The following is a 20,466-nucleotide window of genomic DNA, read 5'->3' on the forward strand; positions in this document are numbered from 1 at the left end:
GAGGCCACCCATGCATGGGGTGGCCCTTGGGGGCGGGAGTATCGGGACGGGTATGTGAAAACTTTGTGAGATTTTTGTAGCGGTTATCTTACAAAGTGATGGCCGGGCTTAGCAGAGCGCAGGCTGGGCACCAGAAGGCTGGTCCAACTGGGCTTGGATGATGTGCGAACGCAGGCGCATGACTTCCTGCTGCAACTGTTCGCGTTCGTCTTTCAACTGGCGCAGCTCATCACGTCGAATGGTGACGTAGAGGGTCTGTGGCGGACGGTTCATCTGTGCTGTGCTCATTGCTTACCTCGCAAATAGCCGGTGTATCGCGGTGTGCCAGAACGCTTGAGTCGAGGTTCTCGGCAGCAGTCGGAGGTAATTCTGAATTCTTTTTGCGGACAAGGGAACTTTTTTATTTTTGATGGTCCTGTGACTTTTTGCGCCGTGATGGTGAAACGATGGCAACTTTTTTCCATGAAACTACAGGTATCCGCGCTGGACTAACCCTCATTAGCCTCATTGCGCTATAAACTATGTCACACACTTTTTAGTAGTTAGGAGCATCAGCACATGCAACTGGGGATTATCGGACTAGGCCGCATGGGCGGGAATATTGCACGGCGCCTGATGCTCAATGGGCATACCACCGTTGTTTACGACCGTAACGAAGCATTTGTAAAAGGCCTAAGCGAAGAGGGCGCCACCGGCGTTGCCGACCTCAAGGCCCTGGTTGCCGGGCTGCAAAAACCGCGCACCGTGTGGGTGATGTTGCCGGCGGGCGCGCCCACCGAAGACACTATCAACGAATTGAGCACGCTGCTCGAAGACGGTGATGCAATCATCGACGGCGGCAACACCAACTACAAGGACGACGTTCGCCGGGCCAAGGCCCTGGCTGAAAAGGGCCTGCACTATGTCGACGTCGGCACGTCCGGCGGCGTCTGGGGCCTGGAGCGTGGCTACTGCATGATGATCGGTGGCGACGCCGAGACCGTGCAGCGCCTTGACCCGATCTTCAAGAGCCTGGCCCCGGGCCTGGGCAGCATCCCGCGCACCAAGGACCGTTCTGCCAGCGCCGACCCGCGCGCCGAGCAGGGCTACATCCACGCCGGCCCGGCGGGCTCCGGTCACTTCGTCAAGATGATCCACAACGGCATCGAGTACGGGATGATGCAGGCGTTCGCCGAAGGGTTTGACATCCTCAAGACCAAGAACTCGGAAAACCTGCCGGAAGACCAGCGCTTCGACCTCAACGTGGCCGATATCGCCGAAGTCTGGCGCCGTGGCAGCGTGGTGTCTTCCTGGCTGCTGGACCTGACTGCCGACGCCCTGGCCACCGACCCGAAACTCGACGGCTATTCCGGCTCGGTTGCCGACAGTGGCGAAGGCCGCTGGACCATCGAAGCCGCCATGGAACAGGCCGTGCCGGTTCCGGTGCTGTCCACCTCGCTGTTTGCACGCTTCCGCTCGCGCCAGCAAAGCACCTACGGTGACAAAATGCTCTCTGCCATGCGCTTCGGCTTTGGTGGTCATGTGGAGACTTCCAAAAAATGACCGCCAACGGCAAGAAACCCAAGGCCGAACCCGCTCCGCCCACCACCCTGTTTCTGTTTGGTGCCCATGGTGACCTTGTAAAGCGCCTGCTCATGCCGGCGCTGTATAACCTCAGTCGTGATGGGTTGCTGGGCGATGGCCTGCGCATTGTCGGCGTTGATCACAACGCCATCAGCGACGCCGATTTCGCGAAGAAACTCGAGGACTTCATCCGCACCGAGGCCGCTAGCAAGGTCAAGGGCAGCGGGGACAACGCCCTCGACCCGCAGCTGTGGGCGCAATTGGCCAAGGGCATCAGCTACGTCGAGGGCGATTTCCTCGACGACAGCACCTATGCCGACATTGGCAAGAAGATCGCCGACAGCGGCACCGGCAACGCCGTGTTCTACCTGGCCACTGCACCGCGCTTCTTCAGCGACGTGGTGCAGCGCCTGGGCAGTGCCGGGCTGTTGAGCGAAACCGATGACAGCTTCCGTCGCGTGGTCATCGAGAAGCCCTTCGGCTCCGACCTTGCCACCGCCGAAGCGCTGAACGCCAGCCTGCTCAAGGTGATGAGCGAGAAGCAGATCTATCGCATCGACCATTACCTGGGCAAGGAAACGGTGCAGAACATCCTCATCAGCCGTTTCTCCAACGTGCTGTTCGAAGCGTTCTGGAACAACCATTACATTGACCACGTGCAGATCACCGCTGCCGAAACGGTCGGTGTTGAAACCCGTGGCAATTTCTTCGAAAAAACCGGCACGCTGCGCGATATGGTGCCCAACCACCTGTTCCAGTTGCTGGCGATGGTGGCCATGGAGCCACCGGCGGCCTTTGGCGCCGATGCCGTGCGTGGTGAAAAAGCCAAGGTAATTGGCGCGGTACGCCCGTGGTCCCTGGAAGATGCGCGAGCCAACTCGGTTCGTGGGCAGTACACCGCCGGCGAAATTGGCGGCAAGCAACTGCCGGGCTATCGCGAAGAAGCCAATGTGGCGCCTGACAGCAGCACCGAGACCTTTGTCGCCCTCAAGGTGATGATCGACAACTGGCGCTGGGTCGGCGTGCCGTTCTACCTGCGCACCGGTAAGCGCATGAGCGTGCGCGACACCGAAATCGTCATCTGCTTCAAGCCTGCGCCTTACGCGCAGTTTCGTGACACCGAGGTCGACGAGCTCAAGCCCACCTACCTGAAGATCCAGATCCAGCCCAACGAGGGCATGTGGTTCGACCTGCTGGCGAAAAAGCCCGGGCCGACCCTGGACATGGCCAATATCCAACTGGGCTTTGCCTACAAGGACTTCTTCGAAATGCAGCCATCGACCGGGTACGAAACCCTGATTTATGACTGCATGACCGGCGACCAGACCTTGTTCCAGCGCGCCGATAACATCGAGAACGGCTGGCGTGCGGTGCAGCCATTCCTCGATGCCTGGAAGGAAGACGACGGTATCCAGGTCTACAAGGCGGGTGAGGACGGTCCGGCCGCCGCCGATGCCTTGCTGGCCCGCGATGGTCGTGCCTGGCACAGCCTCGGATGAGTGACGCAGCGATTCATCCCATCCGTTTTATCCTCAGTGACGTGGACGGCACCTTGCTGCATCCCGATCACAGTCTCAGCCAACGCACCGCCGATGCGGTGCGTGCGCTGCGCGACAGCGGGGTGTTTTTCAGCCTGGCCAGCGGGCGGCCGCCCAAGGCCATGCTGCAACTGATCGAAACTTTCGGTATCGATGTGCCGGTGGCGGGCTTCAATGGCGGCACCTTGATCAATCCGGATGGCAGCATCCTGGTGGCCCATCACCTGCCGGCCGAAGCCGCGCTGGTGACCCTGGCGCTGTTTTCGGCCGAGCCGGACGTGGAAGTGTGGGTGTTTGCCGACGGCGACTGGCTGCGCCGTGATCCGCCGGGGCCCATGCTGCAACGCGAGGCCGATGGCTTGGGTTACGGGCCGGTGGTGGTGGAGAGTTTCGAGCCCTATCTGGACCGGGTCGACAAGATCGTCGCCGCCAGTCTCAATACGCAGTTGCTGGTCGAGCTGGAAGCCCAATTGCAGCCCAAGGTGCAGGGGCTGGCCCAGGTGTCGCGTTCACAGCCGGTGTACCTGGACGTGACCGCGATGCTGGCCAACAAGGGCGAGGCCTTGAAGACCTTGGCCGCGCACTTGGGGGTACCCATTGAGCAGACGGCGGCGATCGGCGATGGCGGCAATGACCCGGCGATGTTTCACGTAGCCGGGTTGTCGATTGCCATGGGGCAGGCGGAGGAAACCGTCAAGCGCCAGGCCAGCGTGGTGACCGGCAGCAACATCGAGGATGGCGCGGCTGAAGCGATCGAACGGTTTATTCTCGCCGCGCAATAAGCGACGTGCGCATTAACACTGAACTTGCGCGCCTTTAATCCACGGCGCGCAAGTTACAGTGTTGTCTTACTTGGGCATTGCCCAGGATTGCAACTGGTGGCCATCTTTATCGAGTTCAGCGCGGGCTTGCAACAGCAAGTTTTCCAACTGCGCGGGGTCGGTATAGGTGCTCGACGACAGTTGTTTACTGCCGATGCGGGTATTGGTGCGGTCGATGACACTCAGGCTGAGGGCGCCATTGCCATCGTGCCAGGCCACGCATTGAAAGGGCTGGAAAGCACGGTCTGCGATCAAAAGAGCTTCGTTGATGCGGAGCGGGGCGTTCATGTGGGTTCTCTCTCATTGCCCATTCAAGTGAGTGCCGGCGGTTGGGCTGACCGTGCGGCGGGTTACTTGTACTGATGCACGATGGCCGGGTTCGGGTCACATGCTAGAACAACTTTTTTCAACTTTTACTGATTAACGTCATGTAAGCGGCTGTTTTGAAAGCTGAATGAAAGTGTGCGAGCTGCCGAACTTTTTTGCCTGCCACGCGGCGAGGTGGCTTTTTGCCCCGACTTATAGCGAAACGGTACAAGGCTTGTGTCAGGACCTTGCTAGGGTTAGCAGCAGACGTCACAAACTGTTGTTTCTAAATAAATTTTACAATTTTGACGCCAAGGAACAGTCATGGGTGTACCCCCCGTCCAACGCCGATTGCTAGTGGTTGATCCCTGTGACGACTGCCACGGGTTGCTGCCCGGTTTGCGCATGGCCGGGTGGGAAGTTGACAGTTGCACACTGGAAGCCGTGGGTGACCGATCCTGTGATGTCGGCCTGCTGCGCCTGCAGCCTTATCACCTGGAACGTCCGGAGGCGGTCAAGGAGCTGATCGGCCGCAGCGGTACGGAGTGGATTGCAGTACTCAGCCAGGACGTGCTGCGCCTGCAGAACGTCGGTGACTTTGTCTGCGAGTGGTTTTTTGACTTCCATACCTTGCCCTTCGACGTATCCCGCGTCCAAGTCACCCTGGGCCGCGCCTTTGGCATGGCGCGCCTGCGGGGCAAGGGTCACACACCGGTGGATGAGCCCGAGCATGAACTGCTGGGGGACAGTCGACCGATCCGCGAATTGCGCAAACTGCTGTCGAAACTGGCGCCCACCGAATCCCCGGTGTTGATCCGCGGCGACAGCGGCACCGGTAAAGAGCTGGTGGCCAAGACCCTGCATCGCCAATCCCAGCGCCACGCCAAACCTTTTGTCGCGATCAACTGCGGGGCGATCCCGGAACACTTGATCCAATCCGAACTGTTCGGCCATGAAAAGGGCGCGTTTACCGGCGCCCATCAGCGCAAGGTCGGGCGCATCGAGGCCGCCAACGGCGGCACGCTGTTTCTGGATGAGATCGGCGACCTGCCCATGGAGCTGCAAGCCAACCTGCTGCGGTTTCTCCAGGAGAAGCAGATCGAACGCGTCGGTGGCAGCCAGCCGATTCCCGTGGATGTGCGGGTGTTGGCGGCCACTCACGTCGACCTTGAGGCCGCCGTGGAGAAGGGCGCCTTTCGCGAAGACTTGTACTACCGTCTCAATGTCCTGCAAGTGGTCACCGCGCCGTTGCGCGAACGGCATGGCGACATCGCGATGTTGGCCAACCACTTTTCCCGTTTCTACAGCCAGGAAACCGGCCGCCGCCCGCGCACCTTCAGCGATGACGCCCTGGTCGCCATGGGCGAGCACGCTTGGCCGGGCAATGTGCGCGAGCTGGCCAACCGTGTGCGACGTGGCCTGGTACTGGCCGAAGGACGCCAGATCGAAGCCGTTGATCTGGGATTACAGGGCCAACAGGCAATTTCGCCGCCCATGGCTACACTGGAAGACTACAAGCACCGCGCCGAACGCCAGGCACTGTGCGATGTGCTCAACCGGCACAGTGACAACCTGAGTGTCGCGGCCCGCGTGCTGGGAGTATCCCGGCCCACGTTCTACCGGTTGCTGCACAAACACCAGATCCGCTAGGGCGGGTAAACCGAAAAGCCCCGCAACGACCCTTATCGTTGCGGGGCTTTTCCTTTTGTATCAAGCGGGCTTGCCCCGCGATTGCCTAGAAGTAATACGGAAACTTCAAGCTGAACGTAAAGTCCGGCGCATCATCCGTCATGCCGATCGCCAGGTTAGGCACGATCGTCAGGTTGTCCGATGCTGCAATCGTCATCCCCACGTTGAAGTAGCCGGCGTTCGCGTCGCTGGACACCACCGATTGCCAGTCCCCGCCGTCAGGCTTGAGCTTGCTCTTGCGTTGCACCAGGTCGGAGACCGAGAACGACATGCTCATCTTCTCGTTCAGCGCGAACGCAACGCCGACGCCAAACTGGAAGCTGTCGCCCAGCCTGACTTTGCCGCCGACTTTCTGGTTGACGTCACTGCTGATGTCGTCGAACGAATCTTCGAAGTTGTGGGTGTACGAGAGCGAGCCAAACAGCACCGCCGGGTCGAACGTCTTGACCAGCGAGATGCCCGGGGTGATCGACCAGACGCCGTTACCGGTAGGCAGGCTTTCAGGTACATAGAGGTTGTCGTTGGTGGTTTGCCTGACCAGCTTGATGCCAAAGGGTTCTTTGCCGGTAGGTGCCTTGACGCGTACCGATACCACCGCGTCCGGCAAGGTGGGGGTTTCGTCGAGGAATTTGTACGCCACGCCGAAGTTCACGTCGCCGATGGTGGGATCGCGGGTTACGTCGGCTTCCGAGGTGGCCGTCGCATCGTTGCCGGCGCCGCTCGACTGGTACGTCGATTCGCGGTACACCACCGGTACGTTGACGTCGAACTGCCAGCGGTTGTCGAAGTTGTAGCGCCCGGTCAAGTCCAGCGTCCAGTTGTCAGCCTTGATGCGGTCCAGGTTGATATTGCCCAGAAAGATCGAATCCAGGGCCAGGAAACCATTGAGGGTCAACTGACGGGCGTCGTAACGCGCATAGGTGATGCCGGTTTCAAAGCTGAACTTGCCATTCCCGAAGAAGCCACTGGCTTCGTTGTACAGGTTGCTCACGCTTTGTGCCGGGGCCGAATCGTCCTTGAGCGACTGCCCATAAGAACTGCCGCCGCCCGCGCCGCCGGATGCCGCTGCGGCGCCCGTGCCAGCGACGGTCTTGCCGCCTTTCTGGAAGTCTGCGGGAGACTTGGCCAGGCGCTTGGGCGCTGCCGTGGCCGGTTGATCTTCCACCTGGCGCACCCGTTGCTCCAACACTGCCAGGGCTTTTTGCTGCACTTCGTACCGCTGCTTGAGTTCCAGAAGCTCCTGTTTGAGTGTATCGATATCGGCGTCTGGCGCGGCATACAACATGGATGCGGGCAAGAGCGTACTTAAACAGACCACCGCACGTAGCGATAACGATCGATGCATGAAATAAGCCGTCCTTTTCTAATGCGTAAGTGTCGAGGGTCAGCGTAGTTCAATAACCGAGAGTGCGTAGGCCTTTAAGTTGATCCAGATTGCAGTTCAAGGCCGGGCCGTTCAGGCCGTTATTGCCCATCACCACATTGAGTTGGGTCATGTTGTTGACGAAGTTGGTATTGCCGGTCAACACCGTGCCCTGCAGCACTTGGCCGCTGCCGATCTGCTGGAGGCTATTGCCTTGGTTATGGTTGGCCTGTATCGCCATCTGCAAGCCGCCGTTGTTGGCCGAGACGCTCACACGGCCTGCCGCGCTGTCGCCGGTCACTGTGCCACCGGCGACCAGTACTTGCCCGGATTGAACGATGTTGGACGGTGCAAAGCCGTTTTCAGTGACGTTGATACCGACGTTGTTGTAGGCGGTATTGCCATCGCCGGCGGTGCGCACGCTTTGGGTCACACCCGTACCGGTGCCCAAGCCTGCACCCCCGACCACATTACCGGTGCCGGTGTTCTGGTTGGTGCCGGTGCCGCTGGCGCCGGTGGTTTGTACGTAGAACTGCGGGGTAATGGTCGATGAGTCGACTTGCATACTGGCTTTGCCGGTGATGGTGTCGCCCACGGCATTGGTCCAGGTGCTGCTCATGACAATACCGAAGCTGATGATTCGCCCCGGCATCACATAACGGCCGCGAAGTTCGGCCATTTCCGAATCCTTGAGCTCGATCGGCTTGAACCCCGAAGAAGCGTAAGTGGGCATTGAGGCTGCCAGACACAAGACCGTCAGCCAACGGGAAGTGTTCATCTTCAGCTCCTGGAGCGTCCTGCCCCTTATTGCGCTTCTTGTTTAGAAGAAGTCGCTCTGGATGAAACCGAAATCCATCAGCTCGGCATCGCCTACCGGCCTGAACTCATTCAACTGGTTCTTGGCGGTCAACGGGGTAGGAGGGTCGAGCAAGGCGTTGGCCTTGTCGTAACCTTCACCCAATATGGCGAAGACGATGCCATTCCAGCCCTTGACGAAGTCGTCGTGTGAATAGCGCTTGTGGCCCAGCACCGGGTCGCCGATATAGACCCAATCCTTGTCCGCGCGCTGTAACACCACGAAGTGCTTGTAGCCACGAATCTCCAGCAGCACCACCACGGGGATCTTCACGGTCACCAGGGTCTCTGGCCCGATCTTGTAGCCCCGGGCACGCATGCCGATGCTTTCGAGGTAGCGCTTCATGTCCAGCATGGAAAAGCCTTGGGTACGTACCAGGTCCTGGTCTGCATTGACCAGCATGCCTTTGATGACGTGGTCTTCGTCTACGTCCAGCCAATAGCCCTGGCGCAGAATGGTGGCGAGTGCCGCAGCACCGCAGCTGAAATCGGTTTTCTGTTCCACCAGGTTGGCGAACCGGCGTTCACGGATACTCTCGACCTTCTTGTAGATGACTGCACCGCCGGGCATGGCGGAGATCGCCATGGTCCCTGCCCAGGTTGGGCCGGTGAGCAACATCAGGAGGGTGAGGGTTGCGAGGCGCATGATCGTGTGACCTGCTGGACACTGGAATAAAAAAGGGCCTTGTTGCCAAGGCCCGATTGGATCAGAAGCGCACGCCGCTGGCGCAGACGGTGCAACCTTGACCGATCGACAGGCTGTTGCTGCCTTGGTTGCCGGAACCCGATTGCAGGTTCACACCCACGTTGCCGGAGTTACGGTTAACCGCGTTGTCGAGGCTGGAGTTGTTCGACACGTACTGTGGTTTGCTGCCATAGCCATAACCGTGGCTGGTAGCCGCAGTGTTGAGGTAGTTGTTGGCGAGCGAGTTTTGCTCGGTGTTGGCGGCCGCTGCGATGTTTTTACCGTCAGCAGTGGTGATTGCCAGGTTGTTCTTGCCTTGGTTGCCTTGACCGGCCTGGCCGTTGTAGCCCACGTTGCCGGAGTTGCCGTTGATGCCGTTATCCACCGAAGCGTTGTTCTGAATGCCTTTGCTGACGAAGTTGTTCAGCGCGCTGTTTTGATTCACATCGACCACGGCGAACACGGTTGCGAAGTCACCCTTGGCGCTGGAAATGGCGCCAGAGTTGTCGGCCTGGTTGCCACTGCCGGCTTGAACGTTAACCCCGGTGTTACCACTGTTGCCGTTTACCGAGTTATCGGCAGAGGCGTTATTTTCGGTCTTGGTGTCGTCGAACTTGTTGCCCACGCTGTTTTGTACATCCGTAACCACGGAGGCAACCACGCCGGTTGGTTGAGGCGCAGGGTGCCAGCCACCTGCTTGAGCAGCAGCAGCCATGAGAGCGGCGAGAGCGAAAACCAGTGGTTTCAGAGCCATTTGAGGTTTCATGGTGTTTCTCCTTGCTTCTAATTAGTTGGTTAAGTGTTGGTACGGTCTAACGTGTGCTACCAAGCTGTTACTTGATAGTGATGCCCAGGGTGTTAGCCACTCGGTTCCCCACCCCAGCACTCTGGTTCACCTGTATCACTCCTCGGCTGCCGGTGAAGGCCTGGTCGCTTGTCACGACCTGGCGGCTGCCAGTGGTGGGGGTGAGCCCTGAGTCGGTTGCCAGCGTCGTCGTGTTCTGTTGCAACAGGACGCTGTCGTCGATGCTTTGCGGGCCAGGGTTGATGCTGATCCGCACGGCATTGATTGATTGGTTATTGGCCCCGGCTGACTGGTTGATGCCCAGCATGCCGTTGCCATTGGTAAAAGAAGTGCCTTCGATCGTCGCCTTGGCGTTCAGCGAGGGGTCGACCTTGCCGTTCATGTTCTGGATCGTGCGGGTGGAGGCCTGGCCACCGAGTGCGACGGCGCGGTTATTGGCGGTTTGCTGCTGGTCGCCGGCTGCCTGGTTGATCATCAGGTTGCCGTTGTAGGCTTGGCCGCTATTGGTGATCACGGCGGTGTTGTCGGCCATGGCACAGGTGCTGCCCAGCAGGGCCAGAATAAGCAGGGAGCGCTTCATTATTTGCCCCCCATCATGCTGCCGATGTTGTTCAACGGCGCCATGCCACGCTGGATCGAGTCACTGATCTGCCCGCCCATGGCGGCGCCGGCACCGTGCCCGACCGCTGCCCCGGAGCCGAGTGTCGATACACTGCCTTGGGTGCTGTTGAGGCCAGGAATATTGCCGTTTGGCAGGACTGCGCGGGTAATGCTCGAGCCGCTGCTGATACCGCGAATGTCCATGTCGCTGAGTTCGCCCGTGGCGTTTATGATCTCGCGGCTTGGATTGGCGTTGGCGGTCGTGGGGTAGGGGTCTTTACCGAATGAAGGCCGACCGTACATGTGGCCTTGGACATCACGTCCTGTCACGATCACACCGTCACCTGCCAGGGTCGGAAGACTGATACTGGCGCTGAGTACACAGCTGACCAGCAGTACGTTCATCGAACCTTGAGTGAGTGTCATCACGGCGGCATTCCTTATTCTTCGCGCTGACCCTAAACAGCGCTGTAAGGGATAGAGCAGAAGCCGTGCCGCTTTTTATTAGTTTCGGTTATTCAAGGGGTTGCGATAAATACCAGGCAAAATGATGGCCGCCCTGTATCAGCCGTGAGACAGCGACCCTCGCAGGCTTGGCTATCCAGCCACTGCACAATCGCTTCACCTCTGTGTATCAGTGCTGTAACACCGCGCGTGGCAAAACGATGAATCCGCTCACCACGGGCGGTCCAGGGCAGGCAGCTGTAAAGAAAATGGACACTTCAGGCGTGCACACGCCTGCGCCTGCTGGCGAGGGCTCAGCCTTTGGGGGTTTTACGCGGGATGGAGTTGAGTACGGGGTTGCCGTCCTGGTTCTGGGTCAGGTAGACCGGCAACACCTTGGGCAGGGAGGGGACGAGGTTGTTGACCTCGTTGATGTTGTAGATGCCGCCAATGCGAATCGCCCCGGTACTGGCGTCGGCCAGCATCACCGGTTTGTTCAGGTAGCGGTTGATCAGTGGCAACGCATCGGCCAGGGCCAGGTTGTCGAGGACCAGTTTGCCCTGGCGCCAGGCCAGTGCGGTGTCGTTCGGGTTGATCGCCCGCACGCGGGGGGTGGCGTCGCCCTGTTGATAGCTGGCCTGCATGCCAGGGGTGAGGGGCACGCTGCCGTGCACTGAGTCGCTGGCAATTTGTACCGAGCCTTCGAGTAGCATCACCCGTACTTGGTCTTCATATTTCCAGACGTTGAACTGGGTCCCCGTGACGCGTACCTGGCCTGCGCCTGCGTGCACGATGAACGGGTGGTTGCTGTCATGGCTGACCTTGAAGAACGCCTCGCCCTTTTTCAGCGTGACCCGGCGCTGGTCTTTGTAGTTGCTGTAGACCAGCTCGGTGCCAAGGTTGAGTTCCACTTGGCTGCCATCACCCAGCGTAACCTGGCGTAACCCGTTGGTGGCGTCGAAGCGTTCATAGGAACTCGGCAGCCATCCGGCTTCCCAACCGGTAACGGCAGCCAGTGGCAGGGCTACCAGGCAAATCGCTGCTGCCACCGCATAGGTGCGTAGACGGCTGGGACGCTTGGATCGCACCACCACGGGGATCGATTCGCTGCGCGGCAGGTGATCGGCGACCTCCCAGATTTCGAGCATGGCCGCGTATTCAAAAGCGTGCAGCGGATGAGCATCGTGCCATTGCGTAAAAGCCTGACGCTCGCCGGGTGTGCAATCACGAGCGTGCAAGCGCATGCACCAATGCGCAGCGGCGTCGGTGATCGCGTCATATTCGGCTTCTGAAAAGGCTTTTTCGCTCATTAACTCATCCTGATTTCCCACATTCTAACCTCCCGAGGCGGATGCCGAGAACAGCCATCATGGCGATTGCGCATCAATTGGAACTTATTCTCGTTTGGCGATGCCCAAAAAATTCAGGACATGAGTCTGTCATTCCCACAATGGAGTACGAATATGCTGAAGAAAACCTTAGTCGCCCTGTGTGCAACCACCGCGCTGCTCAGCGCTGGCGCGGCCATGGCCGACAAGCCGGGCGTGGGCTGGATCACCATCGAGAAAGCGATCGAAGTGGCCAAGACCAAGGCCGGCTACATCGAGGTGTACGCAGCCGAAGCCGACGACAATGGCTATTGGGAAGTCAAAGGGCGCAAGTCCGACGGCACGGTGTATGAAGCGCGCATCGATGGCGCTTCGGGCAATATCCTGCGTGACCAGAAAGACTGACGTTCCCCGCCGGGAGCCTGCCTAGGCTCCCGCATTCCGTTCCAGGCCCAACAGGCTGATCATGTCAGTGATCGAGTCGGTGTTGGCCGCTAGGGTGTCCACCCCTCTTTCAAGATTACTCATGAATAACCCTTGGGCGCTTTCGAGCGTTCGGTCGCGCGTGGTGCCCAGGTACTCATCAGAAAAGCAGGCCTGGCCGAGTCGTGCCATCGCAGATTCTTTCAACGTGGCGGCGCTAGGACGCGACGCAACGTGCGGGCGCCGTGCAGGTGGCGGTCGATAACCGGGGCGGATCGCAAGCGCCCGTTGACAGCAGGCACGGGAGGCGTTGTTTAATCGGCGGTCTGGATTCTTGTTGTCTCTTCCAATTATAAAATCGGAGCTACAGATGTCTGCCCAGTCCCCGATAGTTGACAGTCCTTCGGCCTTCATCGGTTTCAATGACCTGGTGGGGTTGCTGCACGGCATATTTGTCAAACATGGCACCTCACCGGAGGTTGCGTCGATCCTGGCGCACAATTGCGCAAGCGCCGAGCGCGACGGCGCGCACAGTCATGGCATCTTCCGCATTCCCGGTTACCTCAGCACGCTGGCCAGTGGCTGGGTCAATGGCAAGGCCGTGCCTGTGGTCACGGATGTGGCGTCCGGCTTCGTGCGGGTGGATGCCGGTAACGGCTTCGCGCAACCGGCGCTGGAGGCGGCCCGCGCGCTGCTGGTGGACAAGGCCCGCAGCGCCGGCATCGCACTGCTGGCTATTCACAACTCCCATCACTTTGCCGCGCTGTGGCCGGATGTCGAGCCTTTCGCCGAAGAGGGGCTCGTGGCATTGAGCGTGGTCAACAGCATGACCTGCGTGGTGCCTCATGGCGCCGACCGGCCGCTGTTCGGCACCAACCCCATCGCCTTCGCCGCGCCGCGTGCCGACGGCTTGCCGATTGTGTTCGACCTCGCTACCAGCGCCATCGCCCACGGCGACGTACAGATCGCCGCACGCAAGGGCGAGCGCCTGCCGCCGGGCATGGGCGTTGACAGTCTCGGCCAGCCCACCCAAGACCCCAAGGCCGTACTCGAAGGCGGCGCGCTACTGCCTTTTGGCGGGCACAAAGGGTCGGCATTATCGATGATGGTCGAGTTGTTGGCGGCGGCCTTGACCGGCGGCAACTTCTCGTTCGAGTTCAACTGGGCCGACCATCCGGGTGCCCGCACGCCTTGGACCGGGCAATTGCTGATCGTTATCGACCCGAGCAAGACCGCCGGGCAAAGCTTTGCCGAGCGCAGCCAGGAACTGGTGCGGCAGATGCATGCGGCGGGGTTGCGGCGGTTACCGGGGGATCGACGTCATCGCACACGGATGAAGTCGCAACAGCAGGGGATTGAGCTGCAAGCGCAGGAGCTGGCGCAATTGCAGGCGTTGCTGGTCGATTGAACAGGTGGCGGCGCCATCGGCGCCGCCGCCTGGCACATCAGTTACGGCGGCCCAGCAACAGGCCGACCACCAGGCCGAAGCCGGCAGAGATGGCCACGGTCTGCCATGGGTGGCCACCGATGTAGGTTTCGGTCGCGTCGACCACTGGCTTGCTGCGCTCGCGCACGTTGGACACCGATTCCAGCGCTTGCTTGAGTTTGATGGCGACCTGCTCACGCAGGGTTTCACCTTCTTCGCCTACCAAGGCAGCGCTGCTTTTGAGCAGTTTGTCAGATTCTTCAATCAGCGCCGTGAGTTCGCTGAAGGCTTGATCCTTGATTTGATCTTCGACAGCTTGGGCGGCTTGAGCGGCGGTTTTGCGGGCCATTGTGTGACTCCTTGCAGATGAATGTGACAGTGAACAATGGAGTGTCGGGCGAAGGCAAAAGTTGCAGTTTTTTTGCCGTGCACGGATGCGGGGCAAAATCCGGATCAGGAAAATCCGGCCTACAGTGTAAGATGTCGCCTATTTGTGCAGCAGGTAATTCAACATGAGCTTCAATCTCGCCAACAAGACCCTCGCCGAACGCGCCGAGCTGGAAGATGAAAAGTCCCGTCTCTACGACCTGTGGCAAACCAACCTGGGCAAGGCCAAGGGCGAAGCGGCGCGATTGTTCGGCGAACGTGCCAAGCGCAAGGGCAAGTGGGCCGAATGGGTACGTGCCGAACTCGACGGCATGTCGCCCCCGGAGTTTTCCAACATGGTGCGCAGTGAAGTCAACAAGCTGATGGCCGCGGCTAAATAAAACTCGCCACAATCGCTTCACGGACTTTAAGCACTACCGGATCGAGTTGCGCCTGGGTACGCCAGCCCAGTTCGATCGGGTAGCGCGGCAGCGCCAGCGGGCAGGGCAGCACGCGCAGTCCGGTCATCTCGGCGATGGCCTGCGCGGCGTGTCCCGGAATGGTCGCCACTGCCTGGCTGCCCTTGAGCAAAAAGGGCAGCGCGGCAAAGTGGCTGGTGGATGCGCACACGTGGCGGCTCAACCCTTGCGCCGCCAGCCCCTCGTCGGTGATCCCGATAAACCCGCCTGAAGACACCAGCACATGTTCGCGCGCGACGAATGCCTCCAGGCTGATCTGGTGCTGATCCGAATCCACCAGGCAGCGGTAATCACCTTCCCCCAGCACCTGTCTGCTCAACCGGCTGTGGGCAAAACCGCCGGCGGTAATCGCCAGGTCCAAGGTGCGATCGAGTAACGCGCCTGCGACGATCTGGCTGTGGGTCTGACGGAAAATTACCCGGAGCTTGGGCGCACGCTCTGCGATTTCAGCGATCAACCGACGACCATAGGCAATTTCGAAATCATCCGATAACCCCAGCACCACGGACCTGCCTTGATACTGCTGGTTATCCGGATTGACCATCGCCAGGCTCTGCCGGCAGCGGTCCAGCGCCTCACTGATGACCGGCTTCAACTGATTGGCCCGCAACGTCGGCGCCAGGCCGCGGCCGGTCCGCACGAACAATTGATCGCCGTATACATCGCGCAAACGCCTCAGTGCGGCGCTGATCGCCGATTGCGTCACGCCCAGGCGCAACGCTGCACGACTGGCGCTGGACTCGTCATGCAAGGCTTCAAAGGTTTTCAGCAGGTTGAGATCGACCTGGGCGATATTCATTTGGCGCATATCATTCAGCACTGGAGTGGGCTTTATTCATGATCGCCGCTCGCAGGAGAATGGGCAACCCGCCCCCTGGAGGAGCGAGATTGATACCGTATTCCGCGCTCAAGCTCGTTCGTGCAGAAGGGGCACTACCGTCTTTTATCCGGAGTGATCGTGATGCCTGTTTCTACTGTGGCCGCTTTGCAGATTGGCGCGTTGCCGGGCGGCAAGGCCGAGACCCTGGCGCAAATCCTCAGCTACGAGGACGCCATCCAGCGCAGCGGTGCGCAACTGGTGGTCATGCCAGAGGCGCTGCTCGGTGGCTATCCCAAAGGCGAAGGCTTCGGTACGCAACTGGGTTACCGCCTGCCTGAAGGTCGTGACGCCTACGCACGGTACTTCGCCAACGCCATCGATGTGCCCGGCGCAGAGACCGAGGCGCTGGCGGGGTTGTCCGCACGTACCGGTGCCAGCCTGGTACTCGGCGTGATCGAGCGCAGTGGCAGCACGCTGTACTGCACCATGTTGTACTTCGAGCCCGCCGGTGGCCTGGTGGCCAAGCACCGCAAGCTGATGCCTACCGGCACCGAACGACTGATCTGGGGCAAGGGTGATGGCTCGACATTGCCGGTGATCGACGCTGCGGTGGGCCGTATTGGCGGCGCCGTGTGCTGGGAAAACATGATGCCCCTGTTGCGCACGGCGATGTATGCCAAGGGGGTGCAGGTGTGGTGTGCGCCGACCGTGGACGAGCGCGAAATGTGGCAGGTGAGCATGCGCCATGTCGCCCATGAGGGCCGCTGTTTTGTCGTGAGTGCGTGCCAGGTGCAGGCCTCGCCGCAAGCCTTGGGCGTGGAGATTGCCAATTGGCCTTCGGACCGTGCGTTGATTGCCGGTGGCAGCGTGATCATCGGCCCCATGGGCGACATTCTCGCCGGGCCACTGCACGGTGAAGCGGGACTGCTGACGGCCCGCATCGATACCGATGAGTTGGTGCGCGCGCGGTACGACTATGACGTGGTAGGGCACTACGCCCGGCCGGATATATTCGAGTTGGTGGTGGACGAGCGCGCCAAGCCCGGCGTGCGCTCTATCACCGACTGAAACCCGATAAGCCTGTAGAAGCCGGTTTGCCGGCGCCTCCAATAGGTGTCGGTTGCATGGCGCTTACCAGGTGGCGGTATTCGGCAGGTCCAGCGTGCCACGGTCCACGAAGCGCATTGTGCCGAACAGGCCACCCGCCAGTTTGCCGCGCAGCACATACGGCAGGTTGTTCAAGCTTTGGGTCTGGCTCAGGCCCAGGGTCTGACGTAACACCGAAAACGCCGAAACACTCACCGGCACCATCAGAACGGTCTCGGAAAAACGTGGGATCGATCCGCTTTGGTCACTCACGCCCGACGCCAACGGCCGGCCGTTGACTTCTAGGTCAAGGGCCAAGCCGTTGTAGTCGATCGCCGTCTCATTGGGGTTCTGCACCCGTAGCTTCACGGCAAAGCGCACTTCCAGGTCCTGGCTTTGCAGGGGCTCGATGCCCACCACGTTGATGTTCACCGGGTCGCGATTGGGAAACAGGGCGCAGGCGCTCAGGGTTAGCAGCAACAGCGATAGAACCATGAGCTTGCGCATTAAAAGGTGCTCCTATTTCGTGACGTCCGGGTCCTGCATGACTTTGAGGGTAGAGGACTCCGGATCAAATTCATCTTCTTCCAGTTCTATGAACTCTTCCGGCAGGAAAATGTTCAGCAAGATTGCACAGAATGCGCCCACGGTGATCGGCGATTCAAAGATGTTATGCAGCGCCTTGGGCAGGTCGCGCAGCACTTCCGGTACGGCGGCGACGCCCAGGCCCATGCCGAGGGAAATTGCCACGATCAGCACATTGCGCCGGTGCAGCCCGGCTTCGGCGAGGATCTTGATGCCAGCCACCGCCACGGTGCCGAACATGATCAGGGTCGCGCCGCCCAGCACCGGCTTGGGCATCAGTTGCAGCACCGCGCCGATCATCGGGAACAGGCCCAGCAACACCAGCAGGCCGGCGATGAAGTACGCCACATAACGGCTAGCCACGCCGGTCAATTGGATCACGCCGTTGTTCTGGGCAAACGTCACCATCGGCAGGCTGTTGAAGGTGGCGGCCATCGCCGAGTTGAGTCCGTCTGCCAACAGGCCGGACTTGATGCGCTTGATATACAGCGGGCCCTTGACCGGCTGTTGGGAAATCATCGAGTTGGCGGTCAGGTCACCAGCTGCCTCCAGGGGCGAAATCAGGAAGATCACCGCCACCGGGATAAAGGCCACCCAGTCGAACGAGAAGCCGTACTTGAACGGCACCGGCACGCTGATCAGCGGCACCTGGGGCAGTGCCGCCATGTCCACGCGCCCCAGCCACCAGGCGACCACGAAACCCAGGGTCAGGCCGATCACGATCGAACCCAGGCGCAGGAACGGATTGTTGAAGCGGTTGAGCACCACGATGGTCAGCAGTACCAGCGCGGCCAATCCCATATTGCTCGCGGCGCCGAGGTCGCTGGCGCCAAAACCGCCGGCCATATCGGTGACCGCCACCTTGATCAGCGACAGGCCCATCAGGGTAATGATGGTGCCGGTGACCACCGGGGTGATCAGCTTGCGCAGCTTGCCGATGAATTGGCTGAGCACCACCTCGATAAACGCCGCGAAAAAGCAGATGCCAAAGATCGTCGAGAGGATTTCATCGGTGCCGCCGCCCCGGGCCTTGACCATAAAGCCCGCGCTGAGAATCACACTGATGAAGGAGAAGCTGGTGCCCTGCAGGCACAACAGCCCGGAGCCGATCGGGCCGAACTTGCGCGCTTGCACAAAGGTGCCGAGCCCCGACACAAACAGCGCCATGCTCACCAGGTAGGGCACTTCGCTTTCCAGGCCCAGCACACCACCAACGATCAGCGTGGGCGTGATGATCCCGACAAAACTCGCCAGCACGTGCTGCAAGGCGGCAAAAATGGCGGCCGTGAAGTGCGGGCGGTCTTCCAGGCCGTAGATCAGGTCGGATTTATAGCGGGGGCGGGAGGCTTGAGCGTCAGACAAAATGCGGGCTCGGGTCAGAAAATGGAGGCGCAGGATGCCAGAAACTGCCTTTTGTCAGAAGTGTAAAAAAATATTTATAGAGCCCCTACGCAAAACCCCTGGCCCTGCCGATACCGCGTATAGGCCCACATACTTATTACAACAGTGGTGACCAAGGTCTGAGCAGCGCGTTGACGCTGACGGATCGTTTCGCGGCAGGGACGCTTGCAGACACTCCTTCTGAGAGCACCCCTATGTCCCTTCGCCAGTTGAATATTGCTCCTCGAGCGTTTCTCGGTTTCGCCTTCATTGCGTTGTTAGTGGTTTTACTGGGGGTGTTTGCGGTCAACCGCATGACACAGATCCGCCAGTCTTCGGTTGGCATGAGCCTGAACCAGCTGCCCAGCGTGACTTCACTGGCTGTTATTACAGAGAACGTGCTGCGCCTGCGCATCCTGTCGTTCCGCGTGTTGGTCAACCGCGAGCCTGCCAGCCTGCAAGAAGCCGAAACCCGCATAGGTGTGCTCGCCGACAAGGTCAAGACGGCCCAGGCCACCTACGCTGCACTGCCTGCTGGCCCGGAGGAGGCGGCACTGTACAAGACGTTCATGACGACCCTGGACAACTACTTCAAGGCCCAGGCCGACATGTTGGCGCTGTCCAAGCAGGGCAAGGTCGATGAAATGCGCGCCCTGATCAACTCGCGGATCAAGGACGGCACCGACCAGATGGGCGAGCAACTGAACAAGCTCATTGCCATCAACGCGGCCGACGCCAAGCAAGCCGACGATGACGCCGGGCAAAGTTACCAGGGCGCGATTACCGGTGTGATCGCCGTGTCGGTCGTCGCCGCGCTGCTTACCGTATTGCTGGCCTGGCTCCTCACCCGCAGCATTGTCACGCCGCTGCGCAGGGCCGTGGAACTCGCCGAAACCATCGCCGGTGGCAACCTGAGCAAGACCATCGAAGACGATGGCAAGGATGAACCCGCACGTTTGCTCAGCGCGTTGTCGACCATGCAGGCCAATTTGCGCCAGACCATCCAGCATATCGCCGGTTCGGCCACGCAGCTGGCGTCCGCCGCTGAAGAGTTGAGCGCGGTGACCGAAGAAGCCTCCAAAGGCTTGCAGCAACAGAACAATGAAATCGACCAGGCGGCTACGGCCGTCAACGAGATGACGGCAGCGGTGGAAGAAGTGGCGCGCAATGCGGTGTCGACGTCCGAAGCGTCCGGGCAGTCCAACCAGGCCGCGCGCGAAGGCCGCGACCGGGTGATGGAAACCGTCGGCGCGATCCAGACCATGACCCAGGATGTGCAAAACACGGCGGCGATGATCGAAGGCCTGGCGACTCAAGGGCGTGATATCGGCAAGGTGCTGGACGTGATCCGTGCGATTGCCGAACAGACCAACCTGCTGGCGCTCAACGCGGCCATCGAAGCTGCCCGTGCCGGTGAAGCCGGGCGTGGTTTTGCGGTGGTGGCCGACGAGGTGAGGGCCCTGGCCCATCGCACGGCGCAGTCGACCCAGGAGATCGAAAAAATGGTCGCCGGTATCCAGAACGGCACCGGCGAAGCCGTACAGTCCATGCAGCAGAGCAACCAGCGCACCCAGACCACCCTGGAAATGGCCCGCGCCGCCGGCGTGGCCCTGGAGCAGATCACCCAATCCATCAGCCTGATCAACGAACGCAACCTGGTGATTGCCAGCGCGTCAGAAGAACAGGCCCAGGTGTCCCGTGAAGTGGACCGCAACCTGGTGAATATCCGCGACCTGGCGACCCAGTCGGCGGCGGGTGCCAACCAGACCAGCGCGGCCAGCCATGAGCTGTCGCGCCTGGCGGTGGATTTGAATGGGATGGTGGCGCGGTTCGTTATCTAACGAGCGACGCGGGTCTGAGGTGGGGGGCTGGCTTGCCTGCGATGCGCTGGATCAGTCAATGAT

General features: G+C 60.3%; 22 protein-coding genes. 9 read left to right on the forward strand and 13 right to left on the reverse strand.

The window, feature by feature from the left end; genetic code table 11:
- Window positions 1-108: 108 nt before the first annotated feature.
- A complete protein-coding gene (locus ATH90_RS29065) occupies window positions 109-288 on the reverse strand; it encodes a DUF6026 family protein (protein WP_141537479.1) in 180 nt (59 codons plus the stop codon).
- A 270-nt stretch (window positions 289-558) separates the two neighbouring features.
- Between ATH90_RS29065 and gnd the strand changes: the two genes are divergently transcribed.
- From gnd to ATH90_RS12285, 3 genes are read left to right on the forward strand one after another with little or no spacing between them, the layout of a single operon-like run.
- Window positions 559-1,542 carry a phosphogluconate dehydrogenase (NAD(+)-dependent, decarboxylating) gene (gnd, locus tag ATH90_RS12275; RefSeq protein ID WP_034104618.1) on the forward strand — a complete coding sequence of 328 codons (984 nt, stop codon included), beginning with the start codon at window positions 559-561 and terminating at the stop codon, window positions 1,540-1,542.
- Window positions 1,539-3,062: a glucose-6-phosphate dehydrogenase gene (gene zwf, locus ATH90_RS12280; protein WP_098466372.1), complete on the forward strand. Its 1,524-nt coding sequence runs from the start codon at window positions 1,539-1,541 to the stop codon at window positions 3,060-3,062. The genes gnd and zwf overlap by 4 nt, the downstream gene beginning before the upstream one ends.
- On the forward strand, window positions 3,059-3,883 hold the full coding sequence (locus ATH90_RS12285) for a Cof-type HAD-IIB family hydrolase (RefSeq protein ID WP_034104622.1): 825 nt from the start codon (window positions 3,059-3,061) through the stop codon (window positions 3,881-3,883). The genes zwf and ATH90_RS12285 overlap by 4 nt, the downstream gene beginning before the upstream one ends.
- Window positions 3,884-3,949: 66 nt before the next feature.
- Here ATH90_RS12285 and ATH90_RS12290 read toward each other — a convergent pair whose 3' ends face one another.
- On the reverse strand, window positions 3,950-4,210 hold the full coding sequence (locus tag ATH90_RS12290; RefSeq protein ID WP_034104624.1) for a hypothetical protein: 261 nt from the start codon (window positions 4,208-4,210) through the stop codon (window positions 3,950-3,952).
- A gap of 342 nt (window positions 4,211-4,552) precedes the next feature.
- Here ATH90_RS12290 and ATH90_RS12295 point away from each other — a divergent pair, with 342 nt between their 5' ends.
- Window positions 4,553-5,878, forward strand: a complete 1,326-nt coding sequence (locus ATH90_RS12295) for a sigma-54 dependent transcriptional regulator (RefSeq protein ID WP_069023369.1) — start codon at window positions 4,553-4,555, stop codon at window positions 5,876-5,878.
- Window positions 5,879-5,963: 85 nt separating this feature from the next.
- Here the strand turns inward: ATH90_RS12295 and ATH90_RS12300 are convergent, their stop codons facing one another.
- The 7 genes from ATH90_RS12300 to ATH90_RS12330 form a co-directional block, all read right to left on the reverse strand.
- Window positions 5,964-7,262 carry an autotransporter outer membrane beta-barrel domain-containing protein gene (locus tag ATH90_RS12300; protein ID WP_034104628.1) on the reverse strand — a complete coding sequence of 433 codons (1,299 nt, stop codon included), beginning with the start codon at window positions 7,260-7,262 and terminating at the stop codon, window positions 5,964-5,966.
- A 49-nt stretch (window positions 7,263-7,311) separates the two neighbouring features.
- Window positions 7,312-8,058 carry a hypothetical protein gene (locus tag ATH90_RS12305; RefSeq protein WP_034104630.1) on the reverse strand — a complete coding sequence of 249 codons (747 nt, stop codon included), beginning with the start codon at window positions 8,056-8,058 and terminating at the stop codon, window positions 7,312-7,314.
- Between the two features lie 42 nt (window positions 8,059-8,100).
- Window positions 8,101-8,781 carry a C39 family peptidase gene (locus tag ATH90_RS12310; RefSeq protein WP_034104632.1) on the reverse strand — a complete coding sequence of 227 codons (681 nt, stop codon included), beginning with the start codon at window positions 8,779-8,781 and terminating at the stop codon, window positions 8,101-8,103.
- Between the two features lie 61 nt (window positions 8,782-8,842).
- On the reverse strand, window positions 8,843-9,586 hold the full coding sequence (locus tag ATH90_RS12315) for a hypothetical protein (RefSeq protein ID WP_034104634.1): 744 nt from the start codon (window positions 9,584-9,586) through the stop codon (window positions 8,843-8,845).
- 67 nt (window positions 9,587-9,653) lie between these two features.
- Complete coding sequence (locus ATH90_RS12320) at window positions 9,654-10,205, reverse strand: hypothetical protein (protein ID WP_034104636.1); 552 nt, start codon at window positions 10,203-10,205, stop codon at window positions 9,654-9,656.
- Complete coding sequence (locus ATH90_RS12325; protein ID WP_034104638.1) at window positions 10,205-10,654, reverse strand: hypothetical protein; 450 nt, start codon at window positions 10,652-10,654, stop codon at window positions 10,205-10,207. Before ATH90_RS12325 ends, ATH90_RS12320 begins: the two co-directional genes overlap by 1 nt.
- Before the next feature lie 329 nt (window positions 10,655-10,983).
- Entirely contained in the window at window positions 10,984-11,979 is a 996-nt protein-coding gene (locus ATH90_RS12330; protein ID WP_069023357.1) for a FecR family protein, read from the reverse strand.
- A 153-nt stretch (window positions 11,980-12,132) separates the two neighbouring features.
- On the opposite strand from ATH90_RS12330, the gene ATH90_RS12335 reads away from it, so the two are divergent.
- A complete protein-coding gene (locus tag ATH90_RS12335) occupies window positions 12,133-12,402 on the forward strand; it encodes a PepSY domain-containing protein (RefSeq protein WP_098466373.1) in 270 nt (89 codons plus the stop codon).
- A 388-nt stretch (window positions 12,403-12,790) separates the two neighbouring features.
- A complete protein-coding gene (locus ATH90_RS12345) occupies window positions 12,791-13,828 on the forward strand; it encodes an Ldh family oxidoreductase (RefSeq protein WP_034104646.1) in 1,038 nt (345 codons plus the stop codon).
- A gap of 37 nt (window positions 13,829-13,865) precedes the next feature.
- Here ATH90_RS12345 and ATH90_RS12350 read toward each other — a convergent pair whose 3' ends face one another.
- A complete protein-coding gene (locus ATH90_RS12350; protein ID WP_098466374.1) occupies window positions 13,866-14,195 on the reverse strand; it encodes an ElaB/YgaM/YqjD family protein in 330 nt (109 codons plus the stop codon).
- Window positions 14,196-14,358: 163 nt separating this feature from the next.
- Between ATH90_RS12350 and ATH90_RS12355 the strand changes: the two genes are divergently transcribed.
- Window positions 14,359-14,613: a hypothetical protein gene (locus tag ATH90_RS12355; protein WP_003190904.1), complete on the forward strand. Its 255-nt coding sequence runs from the start codon at window positions 14,359-14,361 to the stop codon at window positions 14,611-14,613.
- On the opposite strand, the gene ATH90_RS12360 is transcribed toward ATH90_RS12355, so the two are convergent.
- Complete coding sequence (locus tag ATH90_RS12360) at window positions 14,606-15,499, reverse strand: LysR family transcriptional regulator (protein ID WP_098466375.1); 894 nt, start codon at window positions 15,497-15,499, stop codon at window positions 14,606-14,608. The genes ATH90_RS12355 and ATH90_RS12360 overlap by 8 nt on opposite strands.
- Before the next feature lie 153 nt (window positions 15,500-15,652).
- On the opposite strand from ATH90_RS12360, the gene ATH90_RS12365 reads away from it, so the two are divergent.
- On the forward strand, window positions 15,653-16,579 hold the full coding sequence (locus ATH90_RS12365) for a carbon-nitrogen hydrolase family protein (protein ID WP_034104653.1): 927 nt from the start codon (window positions 15,653-15,655) through the stop codon (window positions 16,577-16,579).
- Window positions 16,580-16,642: 63 nt separating this feature from the next.
- On the opposite strand, the gene ATH90_RS12370 is transcribed toward ATH90_RS12365, so the two are convergent.
- Both ATH90_RS12370 and ATH90_RS12375 read right to left on the reverse strand, forming a co-directional pair.
- Window positions 16,643-17,104: an LEA/WHy family protein gene (locus ATH90_RS12370; protein WP_098466376.1), complete on the reverse strand. Its 462-nt coding sequence runs from the start codon at window positions 17,102-17,104 to the stop codon at window positions 16,643-16,645.
- A gap of 12 nt (window positions 17,105-17,116) precedes the next feature.
- A complete protein-coding gene (locus tag ATH90_RS12375) occupies window positions 17,117-18,544 on the reverse strand; it encodes a nucleobase:cation symporter-2 family protein (protein WP_034104654.1) in 1,428 nt (475 codons plus the stop codon).
- 233 nt (window positions 18,545-18,777) lie between these two features.
- Here ATH90_RS12375 and ATH90_RS12380 point away from each other — a divergent pair, with 233 nt between their 5' ends.
- Entirely contained in the window at window positions 18,778-20,403 is a 1,626-nt protein-coding gene (locus ATH90_RS12380) for a methyl-accepting chemotaxis protein (protein WP_034104656.1), read from the forward strand.
- Window positions 20,404-20,466: the final 63 nt, after the last annotated feature.

The sequence above is a fragment of the Pseudomonas lurida genome (assembly GCF_002563895.1).
Classification (GTDB): Bacteria; Pseudomonadota; Gammaproteobacteria; order Pseudomonadales; family Pseudomonadaceae; genus Aquipseudomonas; species Aquipseudomonas lurida.